Annotated in this window: 20 protein-coding genes; 6 read left to right on the forward strand and 14 right to left on the reverse strand. The window is 65.1% G+C overall.

Going from position 1 to position 22,551, the window contains the following annotated elements:
• Positions 1-39 precede the first annotated feature (39 nt).
• The 10 genes from hslU to ACOQPC_RS05345 all read right to left on the reverse strand — a co-directional run bounded on the left by hslU (position 40) and on the right by ACOQPC_RS05345 (position 12,225).
• Entirely contained in the window at positions 40-1,344 is a 1,305-nt protein-coding gene (gene hslU / locus ACOQPC_RS05300) for an ATP-dependent protease ATPase subunit HslU (RefSeq protein WP_420607609.1), read from the reverse strand.
• Between the two features lie 351 nt (positions 1,345-1,695).
• Complete coding sequence (hslV, locus tag ACOQPC_RS05305; RefSeq protein WP_420607610.1) at positions 1,696-2,253, reverse strand: ATP-dependent protease subunit HslV; 558 nt, start codon at positions 2,251-2,253, stop codon at positions 1,696-1,698.
• Positions 2,254-2,511: 258 nt separating this feature from the next.
• Positions 2,512-3,813, reverse strand: coding sequence for a UDP-glucose dehydrogenase family protein (locus tag ACOQPC_RS05310; RefSeq protein ID WP_420607611.1), 1,302 nt, complete (start codon positions 3,811-3,813; stop codon positions 2,512-2,514).
• 84 nt (positions 3,814-3,897) lie between these two features.
• Complete coding sequence (locus ACOQPC_RS05315) at positions 3,898-4,974, reverse strand: mannose-1-phosphate guanylyltransferase (protein WP_420607612.1); 1,077 nt, start codon at positions 4,972-4,974, stop codon at positions 3,898-3,900.
• Entirely contained in the window at positions 4,971-5,843 is an 873-nt protein-coding gene (locus tag ACOQPC_RS05320; protein WP_420607613.1) for a type I phosphomannose isomerase catalytic subunit, read from the reverse strand. Before ACOQPC_RS05320 ends, ACOQPC_RS05315 begins: the two co-directional genes overlap by 4 nt.
• A gap of 290 nt (positions 5,844-6,133) precedes the next feature.
• Entirely contained in the window at positions 6,134-7,135 is a 1,002-nt protein-coding gene (gene galE / locus ACOQPC_RS05325; protein WP_420607614.1) for a UDP-glucose 4-epimerase GalE, read from the reverse strand.
• 90 nt (positions 7,136-7,225) lie between these two features.
• Positions 7,226-8,521: a UDP-N-acetyl-D-mannosamine dehydrogenase gene (gene wecC, locus ACOQPC_RS05330; protein ID WP_420607615.1), complete on the reverse strand. Its 1,296-nt coding sequence runs from the start codon at positions 8,519-8,521 to the stop codon at positions 7,226-7,228.
• Positions 8,522-9,167: 646 nt separating this feature from the next.
• Positions 9,168-9,446, reverse strand: coding sequence for a hypothetical protein (locus ACOQPC_RS05335; RefSeq protein ID WP_420607616.1), 279 nt, complete (start codon positions 9,444-9,446; stop codon positions 9,168-9,170).
• Between the two features lie 123 nt (positions 9,447-9,569).
• Entirely contained in the window at positions 9,570-10,736 is a 1,167-nt protein-coding gene (gene wecB / locus ACOQPC_RS05340; RefSeq protein ID WP_420607617.1) for a non-hydrolyzing UDP-N-acetylglucosamine 2-epimerase, read from the reverse strand.
• A gap of 61 nt (positions 10,737-10,797) precedes the next feature.
• Positions 10,798-12,225, reverse strand: a complete 1,428-nt coding sequence (locus tag ACOQPC_RS05345; RefSeq protein WP_420607618.1) for an FAD-binding oxidoreductase — start codon at positions 12,223-12,225, stop codon at positions 10,798-10,800.
• Positions 12,226-12,350: 125 nt separating this feature from the next.
• Here ACOQPC_RS05345 and ACOQPC_RS05350 point away from each other — a divergent pair, with 125 nt between their 5' ends.
• From ACOQPC_RS05350 to ACOQPC_RS05365, 4 genes are all read left to right on the forward strand, one after another.
• On the forward strand, positions 12,351-12,938 hold the full coding sequence (locus ACOQPC_RS05350; protein ID WP_420607619.1) for a sigma-70 family RNA polymerase sigma factor: 588 nt from the start codon (positions 12,351-12,353) through the stop codon (positions 12,936-12,938).
• Positions 12,913-13,722 (forward strand): anti-sigma factor, encoded by an 810-nt coding sequence (locus tag ACOQPC_RS05355; RefSeq protein WP_420607620.1) that lies wholly within the window; start codon positions 12,913-12,915, stop codon positions 13,720-13,722. The genes ACOQPC_RS05350 and ACOQPC_RS05355 overlap by 26 nt, the downstream gene beginning before the upstream one ends.
• A gap of 363 nt (positions 13,723-14,085) precedes the next feature.
• Positions 14,086-15,867, forward strand: coding sequence for a YadA-like family protein (locus ACOQPC_RS05360; protein ID WP_420607621.1), 1,782 nt, complete (start codon positions 14,086-14,088; stop codon positions 15,865-15,867).
• Positions 15,868-16,089: 222 nt separating this feature from the next.
• Positions 16,090-17,199, forward strand: coding sequence for a DUF1501 domain-containing protein (locus tag ACOQPC_RS05365; RefSeq protein WP_420607622.1), 1,110 nt, complete (start codon positions 16,090-16,092; stop codon positions 17,197-17,199).
• Positions 17,200-17,201: 2 nt separating this feature from the next.
• Here the strand turns inward: ACOQPC_RS05365 and ACOQPC_RS05370 are convergent, their stop codons facing one another.
• From ACOQPC_RS05370 to cysD, 4 genes are all read right to left on the reverse strand, one after another.
• Positions 17,202-17,948 carry a 3'(2'),5'-bisphosphate nucleotidase CysQ gene (locus ACOQPC_RS05370; protein WP_420607623.1) on the reverse strand — a complete coding sequence of 249 codons (747 nt, stop codon included), beginning with the start codon at positions 17,946-17,948 and terminating at the stop codon, positions 17,202-17,204.
• Entirely contained in the window at positions 17,949-18,227 is a 279-nt protein-coding gene (locus ACOQPC_RS05375; protein WP_420607624.1) for a DUF2061 domain-containing protein, read from the reverse strand.
• 25 nt (positions 18,228-18,252) lie between these two features.
• Positions 18,253-20,178, reverse strand: coding sequence for a sulfate adenylyltransferase subunit CysN (gene cysN, locus ACOQPC_RS05380; RefSeq protein WP_420607625.1), 1,926 nt, complete (start codon positions 20,176-20,178; stop codon positions 18,253-18,255).
• Positions 20,179-20,293: 115 nt separating this feature from the next.
• Entirely contained in the window at positions 20,294-21,199 is a 906-nt protein-coding gene (gene cysD / locus ACOQPC_RS05385) for a sulfate adenylyltransferase subunit CysD (RefSeq protein WP_420607626.1), read from the reverse strand.
• Positions 21,200-21,416: 217 nt separating this feature from the next.
• Between cysD and ACOQPC_RS05390 the strand changes: the two genes are divergently transcribed.
• Both ACOQPC_RS05390 and ACOQPC_RS05395 read left to right on the forward strand, forming a co-directional pair.
• Complete coding sequence (locus tag ACOQPC_RS05390) at positions 21,417-22,154, forward strand: SIMPL domain-containing protein (protein WP_420607627.1); 738 nt, start codon at positions 21,417-21,419, stop codon at positions 22,152-22,154.
• Positions 22,155-22,223: 69 nt separating this feature from the next.
• Positions 22,224-22,532 (forward strand): PepSY domain-containing protein, encoded by a 309-nt coding sequence (locus tag ACOQPC_RS05395; protein WP_420607628.1) that lies wholly within the window; start codon positions 22,224-22,226, stop codon positions 22,530-22,532.
• Positions 22,533-22,551: the final 19 nt, after the last annotated feature.

The raw sequence follows: 22,551 nt of genomic DNA on the forward strand, positions 1-22,551 counted from the left end.
AGCGAGACTTGACGCATGCCCGCTTGGGCTTGCCCCCCGTCACAGCACATATTTGCTCAAATCCGTATCTTTCGCGATCGCGGCAAGCTGCTTTTCGACATAGGCGGCGTCGATCGTCAGCGTCTCGCCGGTGCGGTCCTCGGCTTCGAAGCTGATCTCGTCGAGCAGCTTTTCCATCATGGTCTGCAGCCGCCGCGCGCCGATATTCTCGACGCTCTCGTTGACCTGCGCGGCGAACTTGGCGACCGCGGCGATGGCGTCTACGTGGAAATCCAGCGTCACCTCCTCGGTGCCGAGCAGGGCGACATATTGCGTGGGCAGATTGGCCTTGGTCTCGGTCAAGATGCGCACGAAATCCTCCTCGGTCAGCGCGCGCAGCTCGACGCGGATCGGCAGTCGGCCCTGCAGCTCGGGCAGCATATCGCTGGGCTTGGAGACGTGGAACGCGCCGCTCGCGATGAACAGCACATGGTCGGTCTTCATCGGCCCGTATTTGGTGGCCACCGTGGTGCCCTCGATCAGCGGCAGCAGGTCGCGCTGCACGCCCTCGCGGCTGACCGAAGCGCCCTGACGGCCTTCGTTGACCGCGATCTTGTCGATCTCGTCCAGGAACACGATGCCGTTCTGCTCGGCGTCCTGGATCGCGGCGCGCGCGACATCGTCCTGGTCGAGGCGTTTATCCGATTCCTCCTCGACCAGCTTGTCCCAGGCATCGGCCACGCGCAGCTTGCGCTTCTTCATGCGCTTCTGGCCGAACGCCTTGCCCATCATGTCGGAGAGATCGATCATGCCGACCTGCCCGCCCATGCCGGGCAGCTCCATCGGCGCGGCCGGGCTGTCCTGCAGCTCGAGCTCGACCTCGGCGTCGTTCATGTGATCGTCGGTGACGCGCTGGCGGAAGCTCTCGCGCGTCGCCTCGCTCGCGCCCTTGCCGGTCAGCGCGTCGAGCAGCCGCTCCATCGCCGCCTTGCCCGCGTCCTCGCGCACGGCGTCGCGCCGCCGCTCGCGTTCCAGCCGCACCGCTTCCTCGACGAGATCGCGCGCGATCTGCTCGACGTCGCGGCCGACATAGCCGACCTCGGTGAACTTGGTCGCCTCGATCTTGATGAACGGCGCGTCGGCCAGCTTCGCCAGCCGCCGGCTGATCTCGGTCTTGCCGCAGCCGGTCGGGCCGATCATCAGGATGTTCTTGGGCGTCACCTCGTCGCGCAACGCTTCCGGCAGGCGCTGGCGGCGCCAGCGGTTGCGCAGCGCCACGGCGACGGCGCGCTTGGCGTCCGTCTGCCCGACGATATGCTCGTCCAGCGCGGCGACGATGGCCTTGGGGGTGAGGGCGTCTTTCATGAATGCTCACAGCTATTTGAGGGGGCCAGCTTCACACGCTTCACACTGTCCAGGGAGAGAAAAGCGGGAAGGCTGAAAGGGGGTGAAAAATATGCAATTCAAGGGCGGAACGAGGCGCGGTCATAATGGCGATATATAACCCAAGTGGTTCATGTAGGACAGACTTATTCTCCAAAGATGCCGTCGCTCTCGCGAAGGCGGGAGCCCATCCCGTATTTCGGACATGCACTCGCTCGGGACCATGCTATTTCCGCGAAAAATCAGCGCCGGAAAAAGACAAGTCGGTCTGCCGATCCAGCACGGGATAGGTTCCTGCCTTCGCAGGAGCGACGGTAGTGTTTTGAACCATTATCATCCGTCAGAGCTTTCCAGCGTTTCCAGCGTCACATTCTCGTTGGTGTAGACGCACACAGCGGCGGCGATTGTCATCGCCTTGCGCGCCAGCACCTCGGCGTCGGCTTCGTAATCCATGAGGGCGAGGGCGGCGGACAGCGCGAAATTGCCGCCCGAGCCGATCGCGGCGATGCCGTCGGCGGGTTCGAGCACATCGCCATTGCCGGTCAGGATCAGCGTGACATCCTTGTCCGCGACCACCATCATGGCCTCCAGATTGCGTAAGTATTTGTCGGTGCGCCAGTCCTTGGCGAGCTCCACGGCGGCGCGCATCAGCTGGCCGTTATGGCGCTCCAGCTTGGCCTCGAGCCGTTCGAACAGGGTGAACGCATCGGCGGTGGCGCCGGCGAAGCCGCCGATCACCGATCCGTCGTGCAGCGTGCGCACCTTGCGGGCGTTGGCCTTGATCACCGTCTGGCCGAGCGAGACCTGGCCGTCGCCAGCCACCACCACCTTGCCGTTCTTGCGCACGGACAGGATGGTGGTGCCGTGCCAGCTGGGGAGTTTTTCCGTCATGGGGCGGCATATGGGAGGCGGGGGCGGGGGAGGCAAGGTGGTGGAGAAAGCGGAACCCTCTCCCGCTTGCGGGAGAGGAGCGAGACTTATGACCCCGGACTTGATCCGGGGGAATTAGTCGCAGCGGTGAGGGCGCTTCGCAGCGCCGCGCCGCGCAGTCGATGGCGCTGGCGCGCCACCCACCCTCATCCAACTTCGCCTAAACGCTTCGCGCCAAGGCTTCGTATCCTTCTCCCGCCCGGGCGGGAGAAGGTTTCTCTACCGCCCGACGCTCGTATAGCTCAGCCCGGCCCGCGCCACGTCCTCCGGATTGTAGACGTTGCGCAGGTCGACCAGCGCATCGCCCGCCATCACGTCCGCCATCCGGCCGAGGTCCAGCGCGCGGAAGGCGTCCCATTCGGTCATCATGACGAGCGCGTGCGCGCCCGCCGCCGCCTCATAGGGGCCGGCGGCCATGCGCACGTCGGGCAGCAGCCTGGCGGCTTCCGCCATGCCCTCGGGGTCGTAGGCGGCAACCTCGGCGCCGGCGTCGAGCAGCGCCTGCACCACCGCGATCGACGGCGCGTCGCGCATGTCGTCGGTATTGGGCTTAAAGGTGAGGCCGAGCAGCGCCACGCGCTTGCCGCGCGCCTCTCCGCCCAGCGCGGCGATGACCTTGCGGCCCATCGCGCGCTTCCTGAGATCGTTGGCGTTCACCACCGCCTCGACGATCCGCACCGGGCTTTCGTGGTCCTGCGCGGTCTTCATCAGCGCCAGCGTGTCCTTGGGGAAGCAGCTGCCGCCATAACCCGGACCGGCGTTGAGGAATTTCGGCCCGATCCGCTGGTCCAGTCCGATGCCGCGCGCGACGTCCTGCACGTTGCCGCCGACCTTTTCGCACAGATCGGCGATTTCGTTGATGAAGGTGATCTTGGTCGCCAGGAAAGCGTTGGCGGCGTATTTGATGAGTTCCGAGGACCGCCGGCTGGTGAACAGGATCGGCGATTCGTTGAGATAGAGCGGGCGGTAGACCTCGCGCATCACGTCGCGCGCCCATTCCTCCTCGCTGCCGACGACGATGCGGTCGGGACGTTTGAAGTCGTCGATCGCCGCGCCTTCGCGCAGGAATTCGGGATTGGAGACCACGGCGAGCGTCTTGCCCGGCGCGGCCTCGCGGCAGATGCGCTCGACCTCGTCGCCGGTGCCCACCGGCACGGTCGACTTGGTGACGATGACGGTGCGATCGTCGACGGCTCGCGCGATTTCCTCGGCGGCGGCGTAAACATAGGACAGGTCGGCATGGCCGTCGCCGCGGCGCGAGGGGGTGCCGACCGCGATGAACACCGCGTCGGCGCCCGATACGGCTTCGGCGAGGTCGGTGGTGAAGGACAGCACGCCGCGTTGCGCATTGCCGCGCACCAGACTTTCGAGCCCCGGTTCGTAGATCGGCATGACGTTGCTCTTGAGCGCGTCGATCTTGGACAAGTCTTTGTCGACGCAGACGACCTCATGGCCGAAATCGGCGAAACAGGCGCCCGATACCAGCCCGACATAGCCCGATCCGATCATCACGACCTTCATGCATAAATCCTTTGTTCGATGGTACGCGCCGCGCGGACGCCGAAAGGCGGGATGGCCGCCTATCTAGAGGGCGGGCCTTTTAAATCAATCGCCCTCGTCGCCGCGCCGCCCGCGCGCCTTGGCGGCATCGACCACCGCGCGCATGTTCTGGCTGGCGCCGCGCGGCATGATGACGATTTCGCCCCCGCTCGCCACCACGATCAGGTCCGACACGCCGTGCAGGTGGATGCGCACGCCCTCGGATCGCACGACCAGGTTCCGGCTGTCGTGCGCGATGACGTCGCCGCGCAGCACCGAGCCGTCGGGATCGGGCAGGCTGTTGTCGGCCAGCGCGTCCCAGCTGCCGATGTCGGACCAGCCGCAACCCAGCGGCATCACCGCGACCGTGTCCGAGCGCTCCATCACGGCACAGTCGACCGAGATGGAGGGGGCGGCGGAGAAGGCGGCTTCGTCGGGCAAAACGCGTAACCCCTCGCGCGCCGCCGCGCCATGCGCCTTGCGCGCGGCCTCGGCGACGGCGGGCTCGTATCTTTCCAGCGCATCGAGAAAGCGGTCGGCGCGCATCAGAAAAATGCCGGCGTTCCAGACATATCCGCCCCGGCGCAGCATGGCCTTGGCGGCTTCGCGCTCGGGCTTCTCGACGAAGCGGCGCACCGCGGCGAGCCCGCCGTCGCCCAGCTTCACATCGTTCATCTCGATATAGCCGTAGCCGGTTTCCGGTCCGGACGGTTCGATGCCGAAAGTGACCAGCCAGCCGTCGCGCGCGGCGGGCGCGGCGCGGCCGACCGCGTCGAGGAAGACGTCGCAGCGCGCGATGCTGTGATCGCTCGGCATGACCAGCATGAGCGCATCGGGCGTAGCGACCTCCAGTGCCGCGAGCGCGATCGCCGCGGCGGTGTTGCGCGCCGCGGGCTCAAGGATTACCGCGTCCGGCGCGATGCCGATCTCGGCGAGCTGCGCCTCGATCGTGGCGGCGTGGCGGCCGTTGCCGACCACGATCGGCGGCGCGAACCGGCTACCATCTTCGCAACGCGCGGCGGTCAACTGGAACATCGTCAGTTCGTCGGTCAAGGCGAGGAATTGCTTGGGCTTCTCGGTAGTGGAGAGCGGCCACAGGCGGGTGCCCGAGCCGCCCGACAGAATGACGGGGGTAATGGTCATGCGCTCTCCCACGCGATCAGCATGCGGGCATCGGACGAGGCGTGGATATGGTGCCGGTCCTCGGTATAGAGGCAATCGCCGCGCGCGCCCTCGTCGCCCTCCAGCCGGACGGTGCCGGACAGCGGGACGATCCACAGCGGCGCGCGGTCGGTCACGCCGGCGAGGTCGGCGCCGCACAGTTGCAGGACGAACTTCGGACCGTCCACCAGCTTGCGGTCCTGGTCTTCGGCGATACGCCGATGCTGATCCTCGGGAAAGGGCCGGGCGTCGGCGACCGCGATGCTTTCGTCCAGATGCAGCTCGCGCGGGCGGCCGTAATCATAGAGCCGGTAGGTGATGTCGGCGTTCTGCTGGACCTCGATCAGCGAGACGCCGGCACCGATGGCGTGGACGGTGCCGGCCTTCAGGTAGAAGAAATCGCCGGGCTTCACCGATTTCCAGTCGATCATTTCCTCGATCTCGCCGGACAACGCTGCGGCGCGCAGATCCTCGCCGCCGATCGCCTCCCGCGTGCCGACGCCGATCGTTGCGCCGCGCTCGGCGCCGAGCACGTACCAGCATTCTTCTTTCCCGCTCGGCTCGCCCATGGCGCGGGCCTGCTCGTCGCTGGGGTGAACCTGGATCGACAGCTTCTCGCTGGTAAACAGATATTTTACGAGAATCGGCAGTTTCGCGCCCTCGTCGTCGAACCAGATCTCGCCGATCCGGCGGCCGCTGCCGTCGTCGAAGCCGGGTGGAAGATCGGTCCGTCCCCACGGCTTTTCGACATATTTGCGCTCCAGCTTCATGGCTTTTCGTACCTCTGCATTGGGTTTGGAACGACAACCGCCGAACGCGGTAAAGGCTGCAATATGGGTGGATCGGCTCAAATGTCCTCCTTATACATTCTTGCTTTCCCACGGCCGATGTTTCTGTTATGTTCTCAGCATGCGATTCGCTCCATCCCGTCCGTCCATTCGGCCCGCCAGAAATGACGGCTTATTGCGAATGATTTTTTAAAAACCGGCCTTTCGCGACAAGTTTGACAAGTTAAGCGCCTCGGCATGGCGGCTCTGGATCGCTTCGGCGTGCGGCCCTCGCGATGACGAGAATGGAAGAAGGAGCGGCGGCGTGAGTTCAAACTGAAAAACGATTCCATATGATCTTGGATCGATGCGGGTCAGCCGCGCCGCGTGGCCAAGGCGCGCTCCCACGCCAAGGCGTCGCCGACGATCAGGTCGAGATCGTCACGCTCCGGCTTCCAGGCGAGTTCGCGGACGATCGCGCTGTTGTCGGCGACGAGCGCCGCCGGATCGCCCGCGCGCCGTCCTGCGAAGCGCCGCTCGATCTTCCGGTTGGTGACCCGGTCCACCGCGTCCAGCACTTCGAGCACCGAATAGCCGTGACCGTAGCCGCAGTTGAGCGTGCGCGAGCGCGTCGGCTCGGCGATCAGCGCGTCCAGCGCGGCGACATGGGCGGCGGCGAGATCGGAGACGTGGATATAGTCGCGTACCCCGGTGCCGTCCGCGGTATCGAAATCGGCGCCGAACACCACGACGTGATCGCGCTTGCCCGTGGCCGCCTCGACCGCGACCTTGATGAGGTGCGTCGCGCCCGCGGTCGACTGGCCGGATCGCTGCTGCGGGTCCGCGCCGGCGACGTTGAAATAACGCAGCGCCGCGTGGTTCATCGGATGCGCGGCGGAGACGTCGCGCAGCATCGCCTCGGTCATCAGCTTGGAGCGGCCATAGGGGTTGATCGGATCGGTCGCCGCATCCTCGCGGATCGGAACGCTTTCCGCATCGCCATAGGTTGCTGCGGTGGACGAGAAGATGAAATGCCGGACCCCGCCGGTCACCGCGCTCTCGATCAGCGCGCGGCTGGCGGCGGTGTTGTTGCGATAATATTTGAGCGGGTCGGCGACCGATTCGGGCACCACCACCGATCCGGCGAAATGCATGACCGCGCCGATGCCGTGATCGGCGATCAGCCTGCCGGTCAGCGCCATGTCCTCGGCCGCGCCCTCGATCAGCGTGGCGCGCTCGTCCACCGCCCAGTCGAATCCGGTCACCAGATTGTCGAGCACCACCACGGCCCAGCCCGCGTCGAGCAGAGCGAGCACCGCATGGCTGCCGATATAACCGGCGCCGCCGGTAACGAGGACGGGGAAGGGCTTGCTCATATGCGCGGCCTATAGAGCTTTATAATCGCCATACCAACCGACGAACATGGAGGGTGCCGACGTGCAAAAGACGATGCGCGGTGCGCCCGATCAGCCGGCGAGACGCAGGCGACGCGATATCGGGCCTGGCGCGGGCTGATCGGGCCAGATGCCGCGGGTGTCGTAGACGAGCTTGTCCGCGCGCTCGTCCAGCGGCACCGATTTGAACAGGTCGTGATCGACCAGCACGATGAAGGTGGCGCAATCGTCGATCGCGCCGTCGAGATCGATCAGCCGCGCGCCGGTGCCGTCGAACTCGCGAGGCAGGGCGGCGGCGAACGGTTCGACCACCGCGATCCGGTCGCCGTGGCGCCGGGCCAGCGCGGCGGCGATCTTGAGCGCCGGACTTTCACGGAAATCGTCGATATTGGCTTTGAACGCCAGGCCCAGGCAGGCGACCGGCCCTCGGGTGCGCGCGATCAGCCGCTCGGCATGTTCGACGACATGGCCGACCTTGCCGTCGTTGACCGCGCGCGCGGTGCGGATCAGCGGTGTCTCCTCCGGCGCGCTGTGGACGATGAACCACGGGTCGACCGCGATGCAATGGCCGCCGACGCCGGGACCGGGCGAGAGGATGTTCACGCGCGGATGGCGGTTGGCGAGGCGAATCACCTCCCACACGTCGAGGCCGAGCTTGTCCGAGACGATCGAAAGCTCGTTGGCGAAGGCGATGTTGACGTCGCGATAGGCGTTTTCGGTGAGCTTGGTCATCTCGGCCGCGCGCGCCGAACTGGTGATGCACTCGCCGCGTACGAATCGGCGGTAGAAGCTCAGCGCCTTGCGCGCGCAGCGCGGGGTGATCCCGCCGATGACGCGATCGTTGTTGGTCAGCTCTTCCAGGATGCGGCCTGGCAACACGCGCTCGGGACAATAGGCGATGGCAATGTCTGCCGTACCTTCGCAGAGGCCCGGCATTGCCAGGTCGGGGCGCTGGTGCGCGATCAGGTCGCGCACTTGCTCGGTGGTGCCGACCGGCGAGGTCGATTCCAGAATGACGGTGTCGCCATGCTTCAACCGGGTGGCAACGGCGCGGGCGGCCTCCAGCACGAAGCCGATATCGGGGGCATGATCCTCGTCGAACGGAGTCGGCACGGCGATCACGAACACGTCCGCGCACGGTACCTCGGTGGAGGCGCTGAGCAGGCCGCGCGCGACCACGCCCTGAACCAGGCCCTCGAGGTCGATTTCCTCGATATGAATGCGGCCCTCGTTGATCGTCTCGACGACATGCGGCGCCACATCGACGCCGACGACCTTGCTGCCGGAGCGCGCGATCACCGCGGCGGTGGGCAGGCCGATATATCCGAGACCGATCACGGCGACCGTAGGTTTCGATTCCGCCTGCATTACCGCTCCCGCTCGAACCGCAACCGGGTCCTTATATGCGTGTTGAGCGACGAACATGGAGGATCCGGGTAAACAAAGCGGTAATGCAGCAGCGCAAAGCCATGCGTCCGCCGGCCTGACGGTCGACGGGAACGGAAAATCCCTTACCGAGGGACAGGGCGTATATTCCCTCCGAACAAGAGATTTCTTTAAGGCACAGTTTCAGCCTGATCTTCATACGTCATGCCGGCATAAGGGTCCCAACACAGTATTACTTTGTCGGGACCGGGATAGCCGGCATCTCAGGCCTCATGGCGATCCTGCCCGAAACTCCAGCTTTCGCTGGGGTGACGAACCAAGGGAGTGGGTTTGCAATTCATATAATCGCCAAAAAAAAGGCGATTATGTGTTTTTGCAAACCCCGTCGGATGGAAATTCAGAAACGGCATAGCTCCGCCTTGCTTTGTACGTCATGCCAGCGAAAGGGCACCCAACAAAGTAGTACTTTGTTGGGACCCGAAAGCTGGCATCTCAGGCCTCATGGCGATCCCGCCCGAGACCCCAGCTTTCGCTGGGGTGACGAACAAATGAAACGGGTTTGCAAGGTACATAATCGCCAAAAAAAGGGTGGCCGAAACCACCCTTTTTCAAATTCGGTTGATTGCCGTCAGGGGCTGACGGGCAGGGGATCGAAATCGTCATCGCCATCGCTGTCGATGGCAATGATGATGCCCGCGATGATGGCCGCAGCGGCCAGCAAAGCGATAATGATACCCGACGCACCGCCGCGGCGACCGCGGAGATCGCTTTCGTCGCTCTGAAGGCCGCCGGCACGGCTGACCGAAGCAACCGAAGCCTGAGCGTTCGAGGCGGTTGCCTGAGCCATGGCCGGAGTGGCGACCAGCGAGAGCGCCGACGCTGCCATAAGGGTTTTTGCGAAACGCATGAAAATGCTCCTATTACTCTTGATAAATCCAAACTCGATTTGGCCAATGGCACATCGCCACAAACGCAGCAACCGCTAAATGGTCCACAATCCTCTAAAAAAAGATGAATCGTTCAAATGTTGTTATAGGGCAACAGCGGCGATTTGTACAGTCTCCGATAATATCGCCGCGATGGCGCGGCCGGTGGTGCCGTCGCCAAACGGGTTGTGCGCGCGCGACATTCGCCGATGAGCGGCGTCGCTGTCGAGCAAGCGGCTGGCCTCGCGCAATATTCTTCGCTGATCGGTGCCGACGAGCAGGGCGGTGCCGGCCTCGATCCCTTCGGGACGTTCGGTCGTTTCTCGCATGACCAGCACGGGTTTGCCGAAGGCGGGCGCCTCTTCCTGAACCCCTCCGCTGTCGGTCAGAACGAGATCGGCATGGGCCAGAAGCCAGGTGAAATTGGGGTAGTCGAGCGGGTCGACCAGCGCCACCGAAGCGGTTTCGGACAATCGGTCCTCGACGACCGCGCGGACATTGGGGTTGAGATGGACCGGCAGAACGCAGGCGGTATCGGGGCGCCGTGCCAGCGCGGCGACGGCTTGCAGAATATGATCGAGGCCTTGACCGAAATTCTCCCGGCGGTGCGTGGTGACCAGCACGATTCGCTTGTCCGCATAGCGGTCGAGCACCGGCTGGATCGCACCGGCCAGCGAGGGATCGGCTTCCACCCTCGCCCGGGTATGGAGAACCGCATCGATCACGCTGTTGCCGGTAACGTGAATCGCGGAGGGCGCTATGTTTTCCCGGCGCAGCGCTTCGGCCGCGCGCTCGGTCGGGGCGAAATGCAGGTCGGCGATCGATCCCACGATCTTGCGGTTCACCTCTTCGGGCCAGGGATGGTAGATATTGTGGCTCCGCAGCCCCGCTTCGACATGCGCGACGGGGATCTGCCGGTAATAGGCGGCCAGTGCGCCGCACATGGCGGTGGCGGTATCGCCCTGGACGAACACCCGGTCCGGCCGTTCGGCATCGAGCACCGCGCCGATTCCCTCGATCAGGCGCGCGCTAAGCGCATCCAGCGACTGGCCCGGGCGCATGACCCCCAAGTCGTGATCGGGCACGATATCGGCCATGGCGAGCACCTGGTCGAGCATTTCGCGATGCTGGGCGGTGGCGATGACGGTGACGCGAAAATCCGGCCGCTCGCGAAGCGCCGCGATCACCGGGAACAATTTGATCGCCTCGGGCCGGGTGCCCAGGATAACGGCGACATGCGACCGAGAATGGATTTCGCCCGTGATGGTCATCGCCTTGGCTTTCGGTAAATGGTTTGGCGCTGGATGCATCGTTCGCCGGCAAGCTTAGCCGTCAATCGTGAAGAGACAGTATCTTGCCCGGATTCATGATGTTCTTCGGGTCCAGCGCGCGCTTGATCGCGACGAGGGCGTCGAGACGGGCGGGGGGTGTGAGGCGGGCGAGTTCGCCCAATTTGGCCTGGCCGATGCCATGCTCGGCGGAGATCGAGCCGCCATAATCGTCGACCATGTCGTAGACCTGCGCGCTGATCGCGCCGCCCTCGCTCGCATACCAGTGTTCGGGCTCGACATCGCCCGGCGCGCGCACATGGAAATGGATGTTGCCGTCGCCCAGATGGCCGAACGCAACCGCCTGCGTGCCGGGATGATCCCGTTCGATCGTCCGCGACGCACGCTCGATGAAATCCGGCATGCGGCCGACGGGCACGCTGACATCGTGCTGCAGCGCCGGGCCGAGCGCGCGTTCGGCCTCCGAGATCGAATCGCGGATGCGCCAGAAGTCCTCCGCCTGCGATTCGCTGCTCGAAAGCGCCGCGTCCTCGACCAGGCCTTGTGCGATCGCGTTCGCCAGCAAGGTTTCGGCCAGGGCGCGCGGCGGTGCCTGATCGGGCCGATCCTGCACCCATTCGGCAAGCACATGCCAGCGATGCTTCCCTTTCAGCGGCGGACGGGCGCCGGGAAGATGCGCGAGCGTCGCCGCCACCGCGTCGCCGGGAATGATCTCGAACCCTTCCAGCCGTTCCGCGCCGCGGCCGCTCAGGAAAAGCAGGAGGCGATAGGCGGTATGCGGCGAATCGAGCCCGATCCAGGCCACGCAGCGGTCGATGAGAGCTGGCGCCGTCTTGAGCACCGCGCGCGTGACGATCCCGAGCGTGCCTTCCGCGCCGACGAACAATTGCTGCAGATCATAGCCGCGATTGTCCTTTTTCAGGGCCGCGGTGCCGTCGATCACCGAACCGTCGGGGAGCACCGCCTCGAGTCCCGCGACCAGTGCGCGCATGGTGCCGTGGCGCAGCACTTGCGTGCCGCCGGCGTTGGTCGAAACGAGCCCGCCGACGGTGGCCGAACCCTTGCCGCCCAGAGTCAGCGGGAAGCGCCTCCCGACCGCGGCGAGTTCGTCGTGCAGATTCTGCAGGATCACGCCCGCGCCGCACAGGATGAGTCCCTCGTCGATCCGCGAACGATCGACCATGTCCATCCGCCGCAGCGAGAGCAGCACCGCTTTGCCGCTCTGGTCGGGCGTCGCGCCCGCCACCATGCCGCTGTTGCCGCCCTGCGGAACGATGGCGATGCCATGCTCGGCGCACAGTTTTACGGTGGCGGCGACGTCCCGCGTCGAGCCGGGAGACACCATGGCCGCGGCCGCTCCGTGATAGCGTCCGCGCCAGTCGGTCAGCCACGGGGCCATCGCCGCGGCATCTTCGGTATAGCCTTTGAGCCCGAGAAGCCGGGAGAAACTCGCGCGCAGATCTTCGTTCATGAGACCGGATTATATCGGTCGGTGGCCAATATGCGAGCCCGCCGTTGCGGTGCGCACGGAACCGGACGGCGGGCCAAAGCGCTTGTCAAGCGGCAATGCCGATCTAAAGTGCAGACAAGGGGACCATGACAGCACCTCATGATCAAAGCGATTTGAACGCTGCTCTGGCAGCCGCGCTGGGCCGTGTCGCCGCCGGCGACCGCGAGGCCTTGCATTCCGTCTACGAGAACAGCCGCGCCCGACTGTTCGGGATCTGCTACCGGGTGTGCAACGATCCCAGTGCGGCCGAGGACGTGCTGCAGGACGTCTATGTGAAGGTCTCGCTCACCGCCCGCTATTTCGATGCCGCCCGCGGCAGCGCGCTCGCCTGGCTCTCGACCATTGCGCGCAACAGCGCGATCGACTGGCAACGCGCGCGCGCGCGCGCCGGCAGGGTGTTCGATCCGACCGACGACGCCGATGCCCGGGCACGCATGCTGAAGGACGATTACTGGGATCAGCTGGACCTGCGCAGAGAAATTCTCGGCTGCATGGAGACGTTGACGCCAGACCAGCGTAAGGCAATCGAGGACAGTTTCTTCCTGGGCCTGACTTATGCGGAACTGGCCGAACGGGAGGACAAGCCTCTGGGGACCGTGAAAAGCTGGATCAGGCGTGGTCTGAAACGGTTGAGGGAGTGCTTGGAAGATGGCGATACCGATGGGCGAGGATGAGCGCATGCTGCTGGCGGCCGAGCTCGTGCTCGGTCTGCTGGAACGCGGCGAGCGCTCGGACGCGCTGGAGTTGCTGGCGACCGATGCCGCCTTCGCCGACGAGGTACGCCGGTGGGAAGCGCAGCTTGCACCTCTGTTTGCCGGGTTCGACCGGCGAGAGCCCCCCCGCGACCTCTATCCCGAAATCCGAGCCCGGCTCGATCGGATCGAAAGTCACCGCGGCGAGCATCGTGCGCCGTCCGGCAGTCTGCCGGCCCCGGCCAATGAAAATCAGACGCATGGAGTCGCCCCCGGATGGCGTTTTGCGGCGCTTGGCTCGGCGGCAGCTGCGGCGGTGCTGGCGGCGATTCTCGTTCTTTCGCCGACCGGTTCAGATGCGGGCCGGCCCAGAGTCGCCGAGGCGCAACCTGCCGAAAGGGCGCTCGTGGTGGCGCAGCTCTCCGGCGAAGAGGGCGGGCCGCTGATGGTCGCGAGCGCCGAGGCGGGTCAGACGAAGCTGCGCGTGCGCGTGGTAGACGGTGAACTGGGCAAGGGCGAACCCACCAGCTCCGTGCCGGTGCTGTGGATCATCGCGGGGGAACGCCCTCCCCAGGCGATCGGCGCGTTGCCGCGATCCGTACAAGGCGGCGCCGAAGCGGTCAGCCAGATCGCGCTGCGCAAGGCGCTGTCCGACCTGATCGAGAGCGGCGCTACCCTGGCGATTACCTATGAACCGGCGGACGCGCCCAGTTACAATGCACCGACCACTCCCATCGTCGCCAGCGGGACGCTGTCTCCGATCTGATATCAGCCGGAATGCTCTTCAGCCATTGTGGTTTGATTGCAACAGATTGCCAGGATTATCGGCAGAGCAGCGGGCTTATGCCGGGGTCGTGGAAAATTATTCTTGCCAGATCAGCGTCCAAGCTACATTCCTTGCCGTATCATGAACGACGTTGGGAAGCCGCAATCATGTGGGGGAGGTTCATAACCAAGTGATCAGCTTGCCGGAGCACGTTCGATTTCGTCTCGTTTTTCGAAACGCAATCTGGGTGTTTCTGGCCGTTATCCAGTAAACATTTTTCGTTAAATTGCTGTTAGCGACTTGGCGCAACGGAAAAAGTTCCGGGGCATCAGGTTCGAAAAACTTAGGGAAGAGGGGTTTATCATGAAGATTGCATCCACCAAAATCAGGCTGGCACTTCTGCTCGCCACTAGCGCAAGTGCAATGGCGCTGGCTTCGCCGGCGCAGGCCGACGAGTGCCTGCTCGATACCAATGACAACGGTGTCGTCGATGCCGGCGATACCGATGGCGGGGCGACTTCGAATGGCGCGACGTCGCTGGCATGCGGCAACGGCGCAAACGCCGATCTGCTCGCTACGGCTTTCGGTTCCGGTGCCGATGCTTCCGGCATTTTCTCGACCGCTCTCGGCAATGGTACGGTAGCTTCGGGTTTCAGCAGCCAAGCGACCGGCGTGCAGTCGACCGCCACGGGCGCTTTCTCGATCGCTTCGGGCGCGGTTGCGAATGCATCGGGCAATAATGCTATTTCGATCGGCTATCAGGCGCAGGCCACGGGCGGTGACTCGGTCGCCATCGGCGGCAATCGCAATTCGGCGGACGGCGGTCTGTTCACGACCGCGTCCGGCAATTCTTCGACCGCCGTCGGCGGCCAAGCACAGGCTACCGCAGATGCGGCGACCGCTTTCGGCTGGCGCTCCAACGCTTCGGCCGAGCGCGCGACGGCGCTCGGTCATCTCGCCACTGCGCAAGGCGTGCGCTCGGTAGCGGTCGGCGAGAATGCCGATGCACAGACCGACAACGCCACCGCCATCGGCAACGAATCGATCGCCAACGGCATCGATGCCCTGGCGATTGGCGATACCGCCGTTGCCATGGGCAATTCGACCACGGCCGTGGGCGGCGAGAGCTTTGCAGCCACTCCGGGCGCGACCGCACTGGGCTGGCAGGCCGAAGCCACCGGCGCCATGGCCACCGCGGTTGGTCATCAGACCATCGCCTCGGGCGACCAGAGCTTTGCCGGCGCGGAAGATGCCGTGGCTTCGGGCAGCAATGCCGTCGCCATCGGCAACACCGCCATCGCCAGCGGCGGCGACGCGGTTGCCATCGGCGGCAATCGCAATGGCGGCGATGATGGCGGCCGTGCCACGCAGGCGACGGGCGCTTCGTCGACCGCCGTCGGTGGCCAGGCGCTCGCCACCGCGACCGCGGGCACCGCATTTGGCTGGCGCGCGGAAGCGACCGCCGAGCGTGCCACCGCGGTTGGCCATCTGGCCAATGCCAGCGGAGTGCGATCCTTTGCGGGCGGCGAAGCCGCGGCGGCTTCGGGCGAAGGCGCGATCGCGCTTGGCAACCAGTCGGTGGCTTCGGGTGCGAACTCGATCGCCATCGGCAACGGGGCGACCGCGGCCGGTGACGGTCAGGTGGTCATCGCCGGGCTCGACACCAGCACCCAGTTTCAGGATATGGCTGGAGGAATTTCGGTCGTGACCGCGGATGCCAATGGCACATTGGGCCTCACCACCCAGATCGCGACCAATGCGAGCGTGACGGCAAACACTGCCGCGATCGCGACCAACACCGCCGGCATCGCCGCGAACACGTCGGCCATCGCGGCCAACACGAGTTCGATCGCGGGACTGCAGACGGATGTCGATACCCTGTTCGATCTCAACGATACGAACCGAGAGGACATCCGCCGGGCCAATGAAGGCGTCGCCATCGCACTCGCGCTGGATTCGCCGGCTCTGCTGCCCGGGACCAACTTCGCGCTTTCGGGCGGCGTCGGATACTTTAACGATCGTGTCGCCGGTGCAGGTGCGGTCACCGCGCGCGTGGGCGAGAATGCCTCGATATCGGCCGGCGTCGGCGTCGGTTTCGACAGCGGCGAAGTGGGTGCGCGCGGCGGCTTCCAAGTCGCTTTCTAAATAGCTCATCGAGCAAAAGGCGCTTTATTCGAAGCGTCAGGGCGGCCGGGTCAGCGATGATCCGGCCGCTTTTTTTCGCCGCATGTCTCGGCAGGACGCCCCGTCAAGACTTCGCGCCACCGCTCGGCGGTATCCATGGGGGCGGGCGCTGCATGTAAATGGCGGTGCTTCTCGCCATTCATCGCGGGCACAGGCGCAGGCGCGCATATCGCTGATGAAACGATGCAGCGCGCCGAGATTGCGCTGGCGCTTGCCGAGGACGCGCCGCAGATGCTCGATCCGCGCACCGTGGGCCAGCACGCCTTTCTGGGGACGCTGGCCAGGGATAGTGCGGCGGCGATCGCCGCGCCGACCGGCGATCCTGCCTTCGTAGCGGCGCGCGGCGCGCTCGCCGAGGCCGTGGGCCGCCATCCGGTGGGCGATTTCTTCGCGCTTCACCCCGAGTTCACCGCGGTTTTCGGTCTTGCGCAGCGGCAACAGGCGCTGCTCTTCCATGCCGTCGGCCTCAGCAACCCCAGCCGATCGCATTTCGACGCGCAGAACCTGTTCGAGACCGGCGGCAACGCGCCTTATGCCGAGAAGACCGGTATATTGAACCGCATGCTGGAGCTGACCCGCAGCGCCAATGGCGGCCTGGCGCTTTCGCAAACCGTACCTCCGGCGTTGAGCGGTCCGCAGAAGATCACCTCCTACGCGCCGGGCAACCGGCGCGGCGTCAACGCCGATCTCGCCGCCCGGATCGCTGGCATGTATGAGGATAACCCGAAGCTCGCTGCCGTCTGGCAGGAAGGTGTCGAGACGCGTACGGCCGGCATGGCGGCGGCGGACGGGATCGACGACGATGCGAACCGGATCGGCGCGCTGGCCGCGCAATTTCTGCTCGAGGCGAACGCTCCGGATATCGTGATGATCGAAAGCAACGGCTGGGACACGCACAGCAACGAGCCCGGCCGTCTCGCCCGTACGGTGCGCCAGCTTGATGGCGCGATCGACGCGCTCCATGTCGGGCTGGGCGAGACCTGGAACGATACGCTGGTGATCGCGGCGACCGAGTTCGGGCGGACCGTCGCGGTCAACGGCAATGTCGGCAGCGATCACGGCACTGGCGGCATGATGATGGCGCTGGGCGGCGCGCTGCCGCGCGGCGGCGTGGTCGCCGACTGGCCGGGGCTGGCGGGCGGCCAGCTGTTCGAGGCGCGCGATCTGCGCACGACGATACCGGTCGAGGGCGCGGTGAGCGCGCTGGTGGCGCTTCATTACGGCCTGGAGCCGAACGATGTGGCGGGTTCGCTTTACCCGGCGATTGCGGGCCTGAAGGCGGCGAGGCTTTAGGCCTAGCCTGCTTCCGGCAGCTCCAGCTCGGCGATCATCGCCAGGATCGGATCGGCCAGCGTCGCCGGGCAGATCAGCAGGTCGGGAAGATACGTGTCCTCGTTATTGTAACGCAGCGCGCTGCCGTCGATGCGCGAGCAATGCAGGCCGGCCGCCTCGGCCACCGCCACCGGCGCGCAATTGTCCCATTCATATTGTCCGCCCGAGTGGAGGTAGATGTCGGCCTCGCCGCGCACCACCGCCATTGCCTTGGCCCCGGCGGAACCCATGGGGACCAGTTCGGCGTCGAGCTTCTCGGCCACCTTCACGGCTTCGGCGGAGGGGCGCGTGCGGCTGACGACCAGGCGCAGGGGGCTGGCGGGCTTGGGGACGTCGGGCGGATCGGCCGAATCGAGGATCAGGTCCATGCCCGGAAGCGCCACCGCGCCTAGCGACGCGTGGCCGTCGACCGCCATGCCAACATGCACCGCCCAATCGGTTCGCCCCTCGCCATATTCGCGCGTGCCGTCGACCGGATCGATGATCCAGACGCGCGATCTGGAAAGCCGGGCGGGTGTGTCCTTGGTCTCTTCGGACAGCACGCCGTCGTCCGGGCGGTGCCGCGCCAGCTGATCCATCAGCCAGACATTGGCCCTGCTGTCGCCGGCCTTGCCGAGCTCCTTGCCGGAAAACGCGCCGCCGGCGCGAAGATCGAGCAGGATCCTGCCCGCGCCATCGGCGAGATGGCGGGCCAGTTCGATATCGTCCATTCAGTCGGCTTTCGTGGCCGGCGCGGCAACGCCGGGCGCGGCGGCCGGAACATCGCGCTCCTTCGGCAGGCCCCAGCCGATGCCCGACCAGATCCGCTCGTGAAAATAGTAGAGCACGATCTTGGTGAACACCTCGGTCGACGCGATCGCGCCCGCGGCCTTGGGATTGCCGGTGAACAGCCAGCTCAGCACGAACGTGTCGATGCTGCCCATGATCCGCCAGCTGATCGCCTTGGCGATCGAGCGCGAATGCTTTTCCTTGCCGTTGAACAGAAACATGTTTCGCCCCCTCGCTGCGATCGTCTCAGTCGAAACCGCCCGCGAGCAGTTTCTCGACGATCGCTTCCGCGGCCTGTTCGGCCGTCATGTCGACCGTATCGACGGCCAGTTCGGGAGTTTCGGGTTCCTCATAGGGACTGTCAATGCCCGTGAAGTTCTTGAGCTCGCCTGCGCGCGCCTTGGCATAGAGCCCCTTTACGTCGCGCGCCTCCGCGACATCGAGCGGGGTCTGCACGTAGATTTCGGCGAATTCCCCATCGGCCATCATGTCCCTGACCAGCTGCCGCTCTGCCCGGAACGGCGAGATGAAGGCGGTGAGCACGATGAGCCCGGCATCGGTCATCAGCCGCGCGACCTCGCCGATGCGCCGGATGTTCTCCACGCGGTCGGCATCGGTGAAGCCCAGATCGCGGTTCAGACCGTGGCGGATATTGTCGCCGTCCAGCAGAAAGGTGTGCCTGCCCATCGCATGCAGCTTCTTCTCGACCAGATTGGCAATGGTCGATTTGCCCGAGCCCGACAGTCCGGTGAACCACAATACGCGCGGCTGCTGGTGCTTGAGCGCGGCATGGCCTTCGCGGCTAACCTCGAGCGCCTGCCAATGGACGTTCTGCGAACGGCGCAGCGCGAAATGGATGGTGCCGGCGGCCACCGTGGCGTTGGTGAAGCGGTCGATCAGGATGAACCCGCCCAGATCGCGGTTGTCGTCGTAGGATTCGAACACGATCGGCTTGTCGGTGGCGATCTCGGCCACGCCGATCGCGTTCAGTTCCAGCGTCTTGGCTGCAAGCTGGTCCATCGTGTTGACGTCGACCTGATATTTGGGCGGCTGAACGCTGGCCTGCACGCTCTGCGTGCCGATCTTCATCGCATAATTGCGACCGGGCAGCATCGGCTCCTCGTCCATCCACACGATCGTCGTCTCGAACTGGTCGGCCACTTCGGGCGGCGCGCCGGCCGCCGCGATCACGTCTCCGCGCGAGCAATCGACCTCATCGGCCAGCGTCAGCGTGACCGACTGGCCGGCAACGGCTTCATCGAGATCGCCGTCGAACGTCACGATCCGCGCGATCCGGCTGGTCTTGCCCGAAGGCACGATCCGCACCGCATCGCCGGGCTTCACCGATCCGCCCGCGATCTGCCCGGAAAAGCCGCGGAAATCGAGATTCGGCCGGTTGACCCATTGCACCGGCAGGCGGAAATCCTTGCCCTGGCGTGCGTCGGTGCCGAGTTCGACGGTTTCCAGATATTCGATCAGCGTCGGCCCGTCATACCAAGGCGTGTTGTCGCTTTTCGAGGCGATATTGTCGCCCGCGAGACCGGAGATCGGGATGGCGAGGAAATCCTCAATGCCGATCTGGCTGGCAAACGCGCGGTAATCGGCGACGATCGCGTCGAATTTTGGCTGGTCGTAATCGACCAGGTCCATCTTGTTGACCGCCAGCACGATATTCCTGATGCCGACCAGATTGGCGAGGAAGCTGTGGCGGCGGGTCTGGGTGAGCACGCCCTTGCGCCCGTCGATCAGGATGACGGCGAGGTCGGCGGTCGAGGCGCCGGTCACCATGTTGCGCGTATATTGCTCATGCCCCGGCGTGTCGGCGACGATGAACTTGCGCTTCTCGGTCGAGAAGAAGCGATAGGCGACGTCGATGGTGATGCCCTGTTCGCGCTCGGCGGCGAGCCCGTCGACCAGCAGCGCGAAATCGATCTCCTGCCCCTGCGTGCCGACCTTCTTGCTGTCCGCCTCCAGCGCGGCGAGCTGGTCCTCGAAGATCATCTTCGAATCGTAGAGCAGCCGCCCGATCAGCGTCGACTTGCCGTCGTCCACCGATCCGCAGGTGATGAAACGCAGCATCGTCTTGTGCTGATGCTGGTCCAGATAGGCGTCGATATCCTCGGCGATCAGCGCGTCGGTCTGGTAGACGTTTTCGGGGGCGGTGTCGGTCATCTTTTCTCGTCATTCCAGCGGAAGCTGGAATCTCCTGTGGTGAGATGGCGCTGGTGGCCGGACCCCGGCCTGCGCCGGGGTTGACCCTTCGGAACGCTGCGCATTCCGTGGCGGGTCAAAAATACCCCTCCTGCTTCTTCTTCTCCATGCTGGCGGCCTGATCGTGATCGATCGCGCGCCCCTGCCGTTCGGACGTCGTCGTCAGCAGCATTTCCTGGATGATCGCGGGCAGGGTGTCCGCTTCGCTCTCGACCGCGCCGGTTAGCGGGTAGCAGCCCAATGTTCGGAAGCGGATCGAGCGGGTGACCGGCTCCTCGCCGTCGCGAAAACGAAAGCGCTCGTCGTCGACCATCAGCAGCATGCCGTCGCGCTCCACCGTCGGGCGCGGCGCGCTGAAATAGAGCGGCACGATCTCGATGCTTTCCAGATGGATATACTGCCAGATGTCGAGCTCGGTCCAATTGGACAGCGGGAACACGCGGATGCTCTCGCCCGCGGTCTTGCGGGTGTTGTAGAGCTTCCACAATTCGGGGCGCTGGTTCTTCGGATCCCAGCGGTGGTTGGCGCTGCGGAACGAGAAGATACGCTCCTTGGCGCGGCTCTTCTCCTCGTCGCGCCGCGCGCCGCCGAACGCCGCATCGAAGCCATGTTCGGTCAGCGCCTGCTTCAGCCCCTCGGTCTTCCACATGTCGGTGTGGAGGCTGCCATGGTCGAACGGGTTGATCCCGCGCTCCCTGGCTTCGGGGTTCTGATGGACGATCAGCTCCATCCCCGCATCGGCCGCCGCCTTTTCGCGCAGTTCGTACATCGCCCTGAACTTCCACGTCGTGTCGACATGCATCAGCGGGAAGGGCGGGGGCGAGGGGAAGAACGCCTTTTTCGCCAGATGCAGCATGACGGCGCTATCCTTGCCCACCGAATAGAGCATCACCGGCTTTTCCACCTCGGCCGCCACTTCGCGCATGATGTGGATGCTCTCGGCCTCGAGCCGCTGGAGATGGGTGAGATTGATGGCGGACATGATCACTCGTTCGCTTGCATATGACGGCGGGCCGGCCGATGGCGGTCCGAGCGGGCCGAACAAGGCGGACTTATGGCAAAGCCGCCGCCGGTTCAAGCAGACAGGGCGGCCACCGCCCCAAGCAAATTCTGGACCCTGAAAATCGCAACTTGTCCGTTCAGGGAACCGGCAGCATCGGCGGGCCATTGCTCACGCGAAACGAACATGGAGAATCACGATGACTCGCAATGCCCGGATATGGCTGCCCCTTCTGCTCGGCGCGTCGAGCCTGCCGCTCGCCGCCGCTCCCGCTGCGGCCGCTGAGGTCGCGATCGCCTCGCAAGGCCCGGTGGTCTCGCTCAGCGTCACCGAGGAGGTGCGCTCCAGTCCCGACGCGGCCAGCTTCGGCACGGGCGTTACCACCAAGGCGCCGACGGCGAAGGAGGCGCTGCGCCAGAACAGCCAGCAGATGCAGGCGCTGATCGATCGCATCAAGGGCCTCGGCGTCGCCGACAAGGATATCCAGACCACCGGCATCAATCTGAATGCCCAATATGATTACCAGCAGGACCAGGAGCCCCGTTTCATCGGTTATCAGGTGAACAATTCCGTGATGGTCACGGTGCATGATATCGACCGGCTGGGCGAAATGCTTGACGCGGTCGTCGCAGGGGGCGCGAACAATCTGAACGGGCCGAATTTCTTCATCGACGACGATAGCGCGGTGAAGGCGGAAGCCCGCAGCCGCGCGGTCCAGAGCGCCGAGGCCCAGGCGCGGTCCTACGCCAAGGCGGCGGGCTATTCGGATATCCGCCTGCTGACTATTTCGGAGGCGGTGTATCATGGCGGCGGTGGCCCCCAGCCGCCGCGTCCGATGGCCGCGCGCTTCGCCGCCGCGGACAGCGCCGCCCCGGTGCAGCCGGGCGAAGTCGGCACGAGCGTTACCGTGTCGTTCGAATATGAGATGGTGCGCTGAGCGCTGATACACAGGCTGTCAGCGACATTCACAAAAGGTTCAATGCTTTGGGCCTATAGCGGACGGACGATGCGTATTATATCCATCCTTCTGGCCGCGCTTCTTACGGCCACCGCCCCGCTTGTGCCGCTGACCACCCAGTCTTTCGCGCAGGGTCATGACGACAATGACCGTGCGCGCAACCATCTTCGGGCCGGCGATACGTTGACGCTGCGCGAGATCGAGCGGCGCATCCTGCCCAGAATGCGCGGCGCGCAGTATCTCGGCCCCGAATATGATGCCCGCGCGCAAGTCTACCGGCTCAAGTTCCTGAAAGACGGGCGGGTCTATTTCGTCGATGTCGATGCCACCACCGGCAGGATCATCGAGACTCGCTGAAGCTTCCGGTCGTTGCGCT

Origin of the sequence: Novosphingopyxis sp., assembly GCF_965218915.1 — a bacterium.
In the GTDB taxonomy this organism is placed as follows: domain Bacteria; phylum Pseudomonadota; class Alphaproteobacteria; order Sphingomonadales; family Sphingomonadaceae; genus Novosphingopyxis.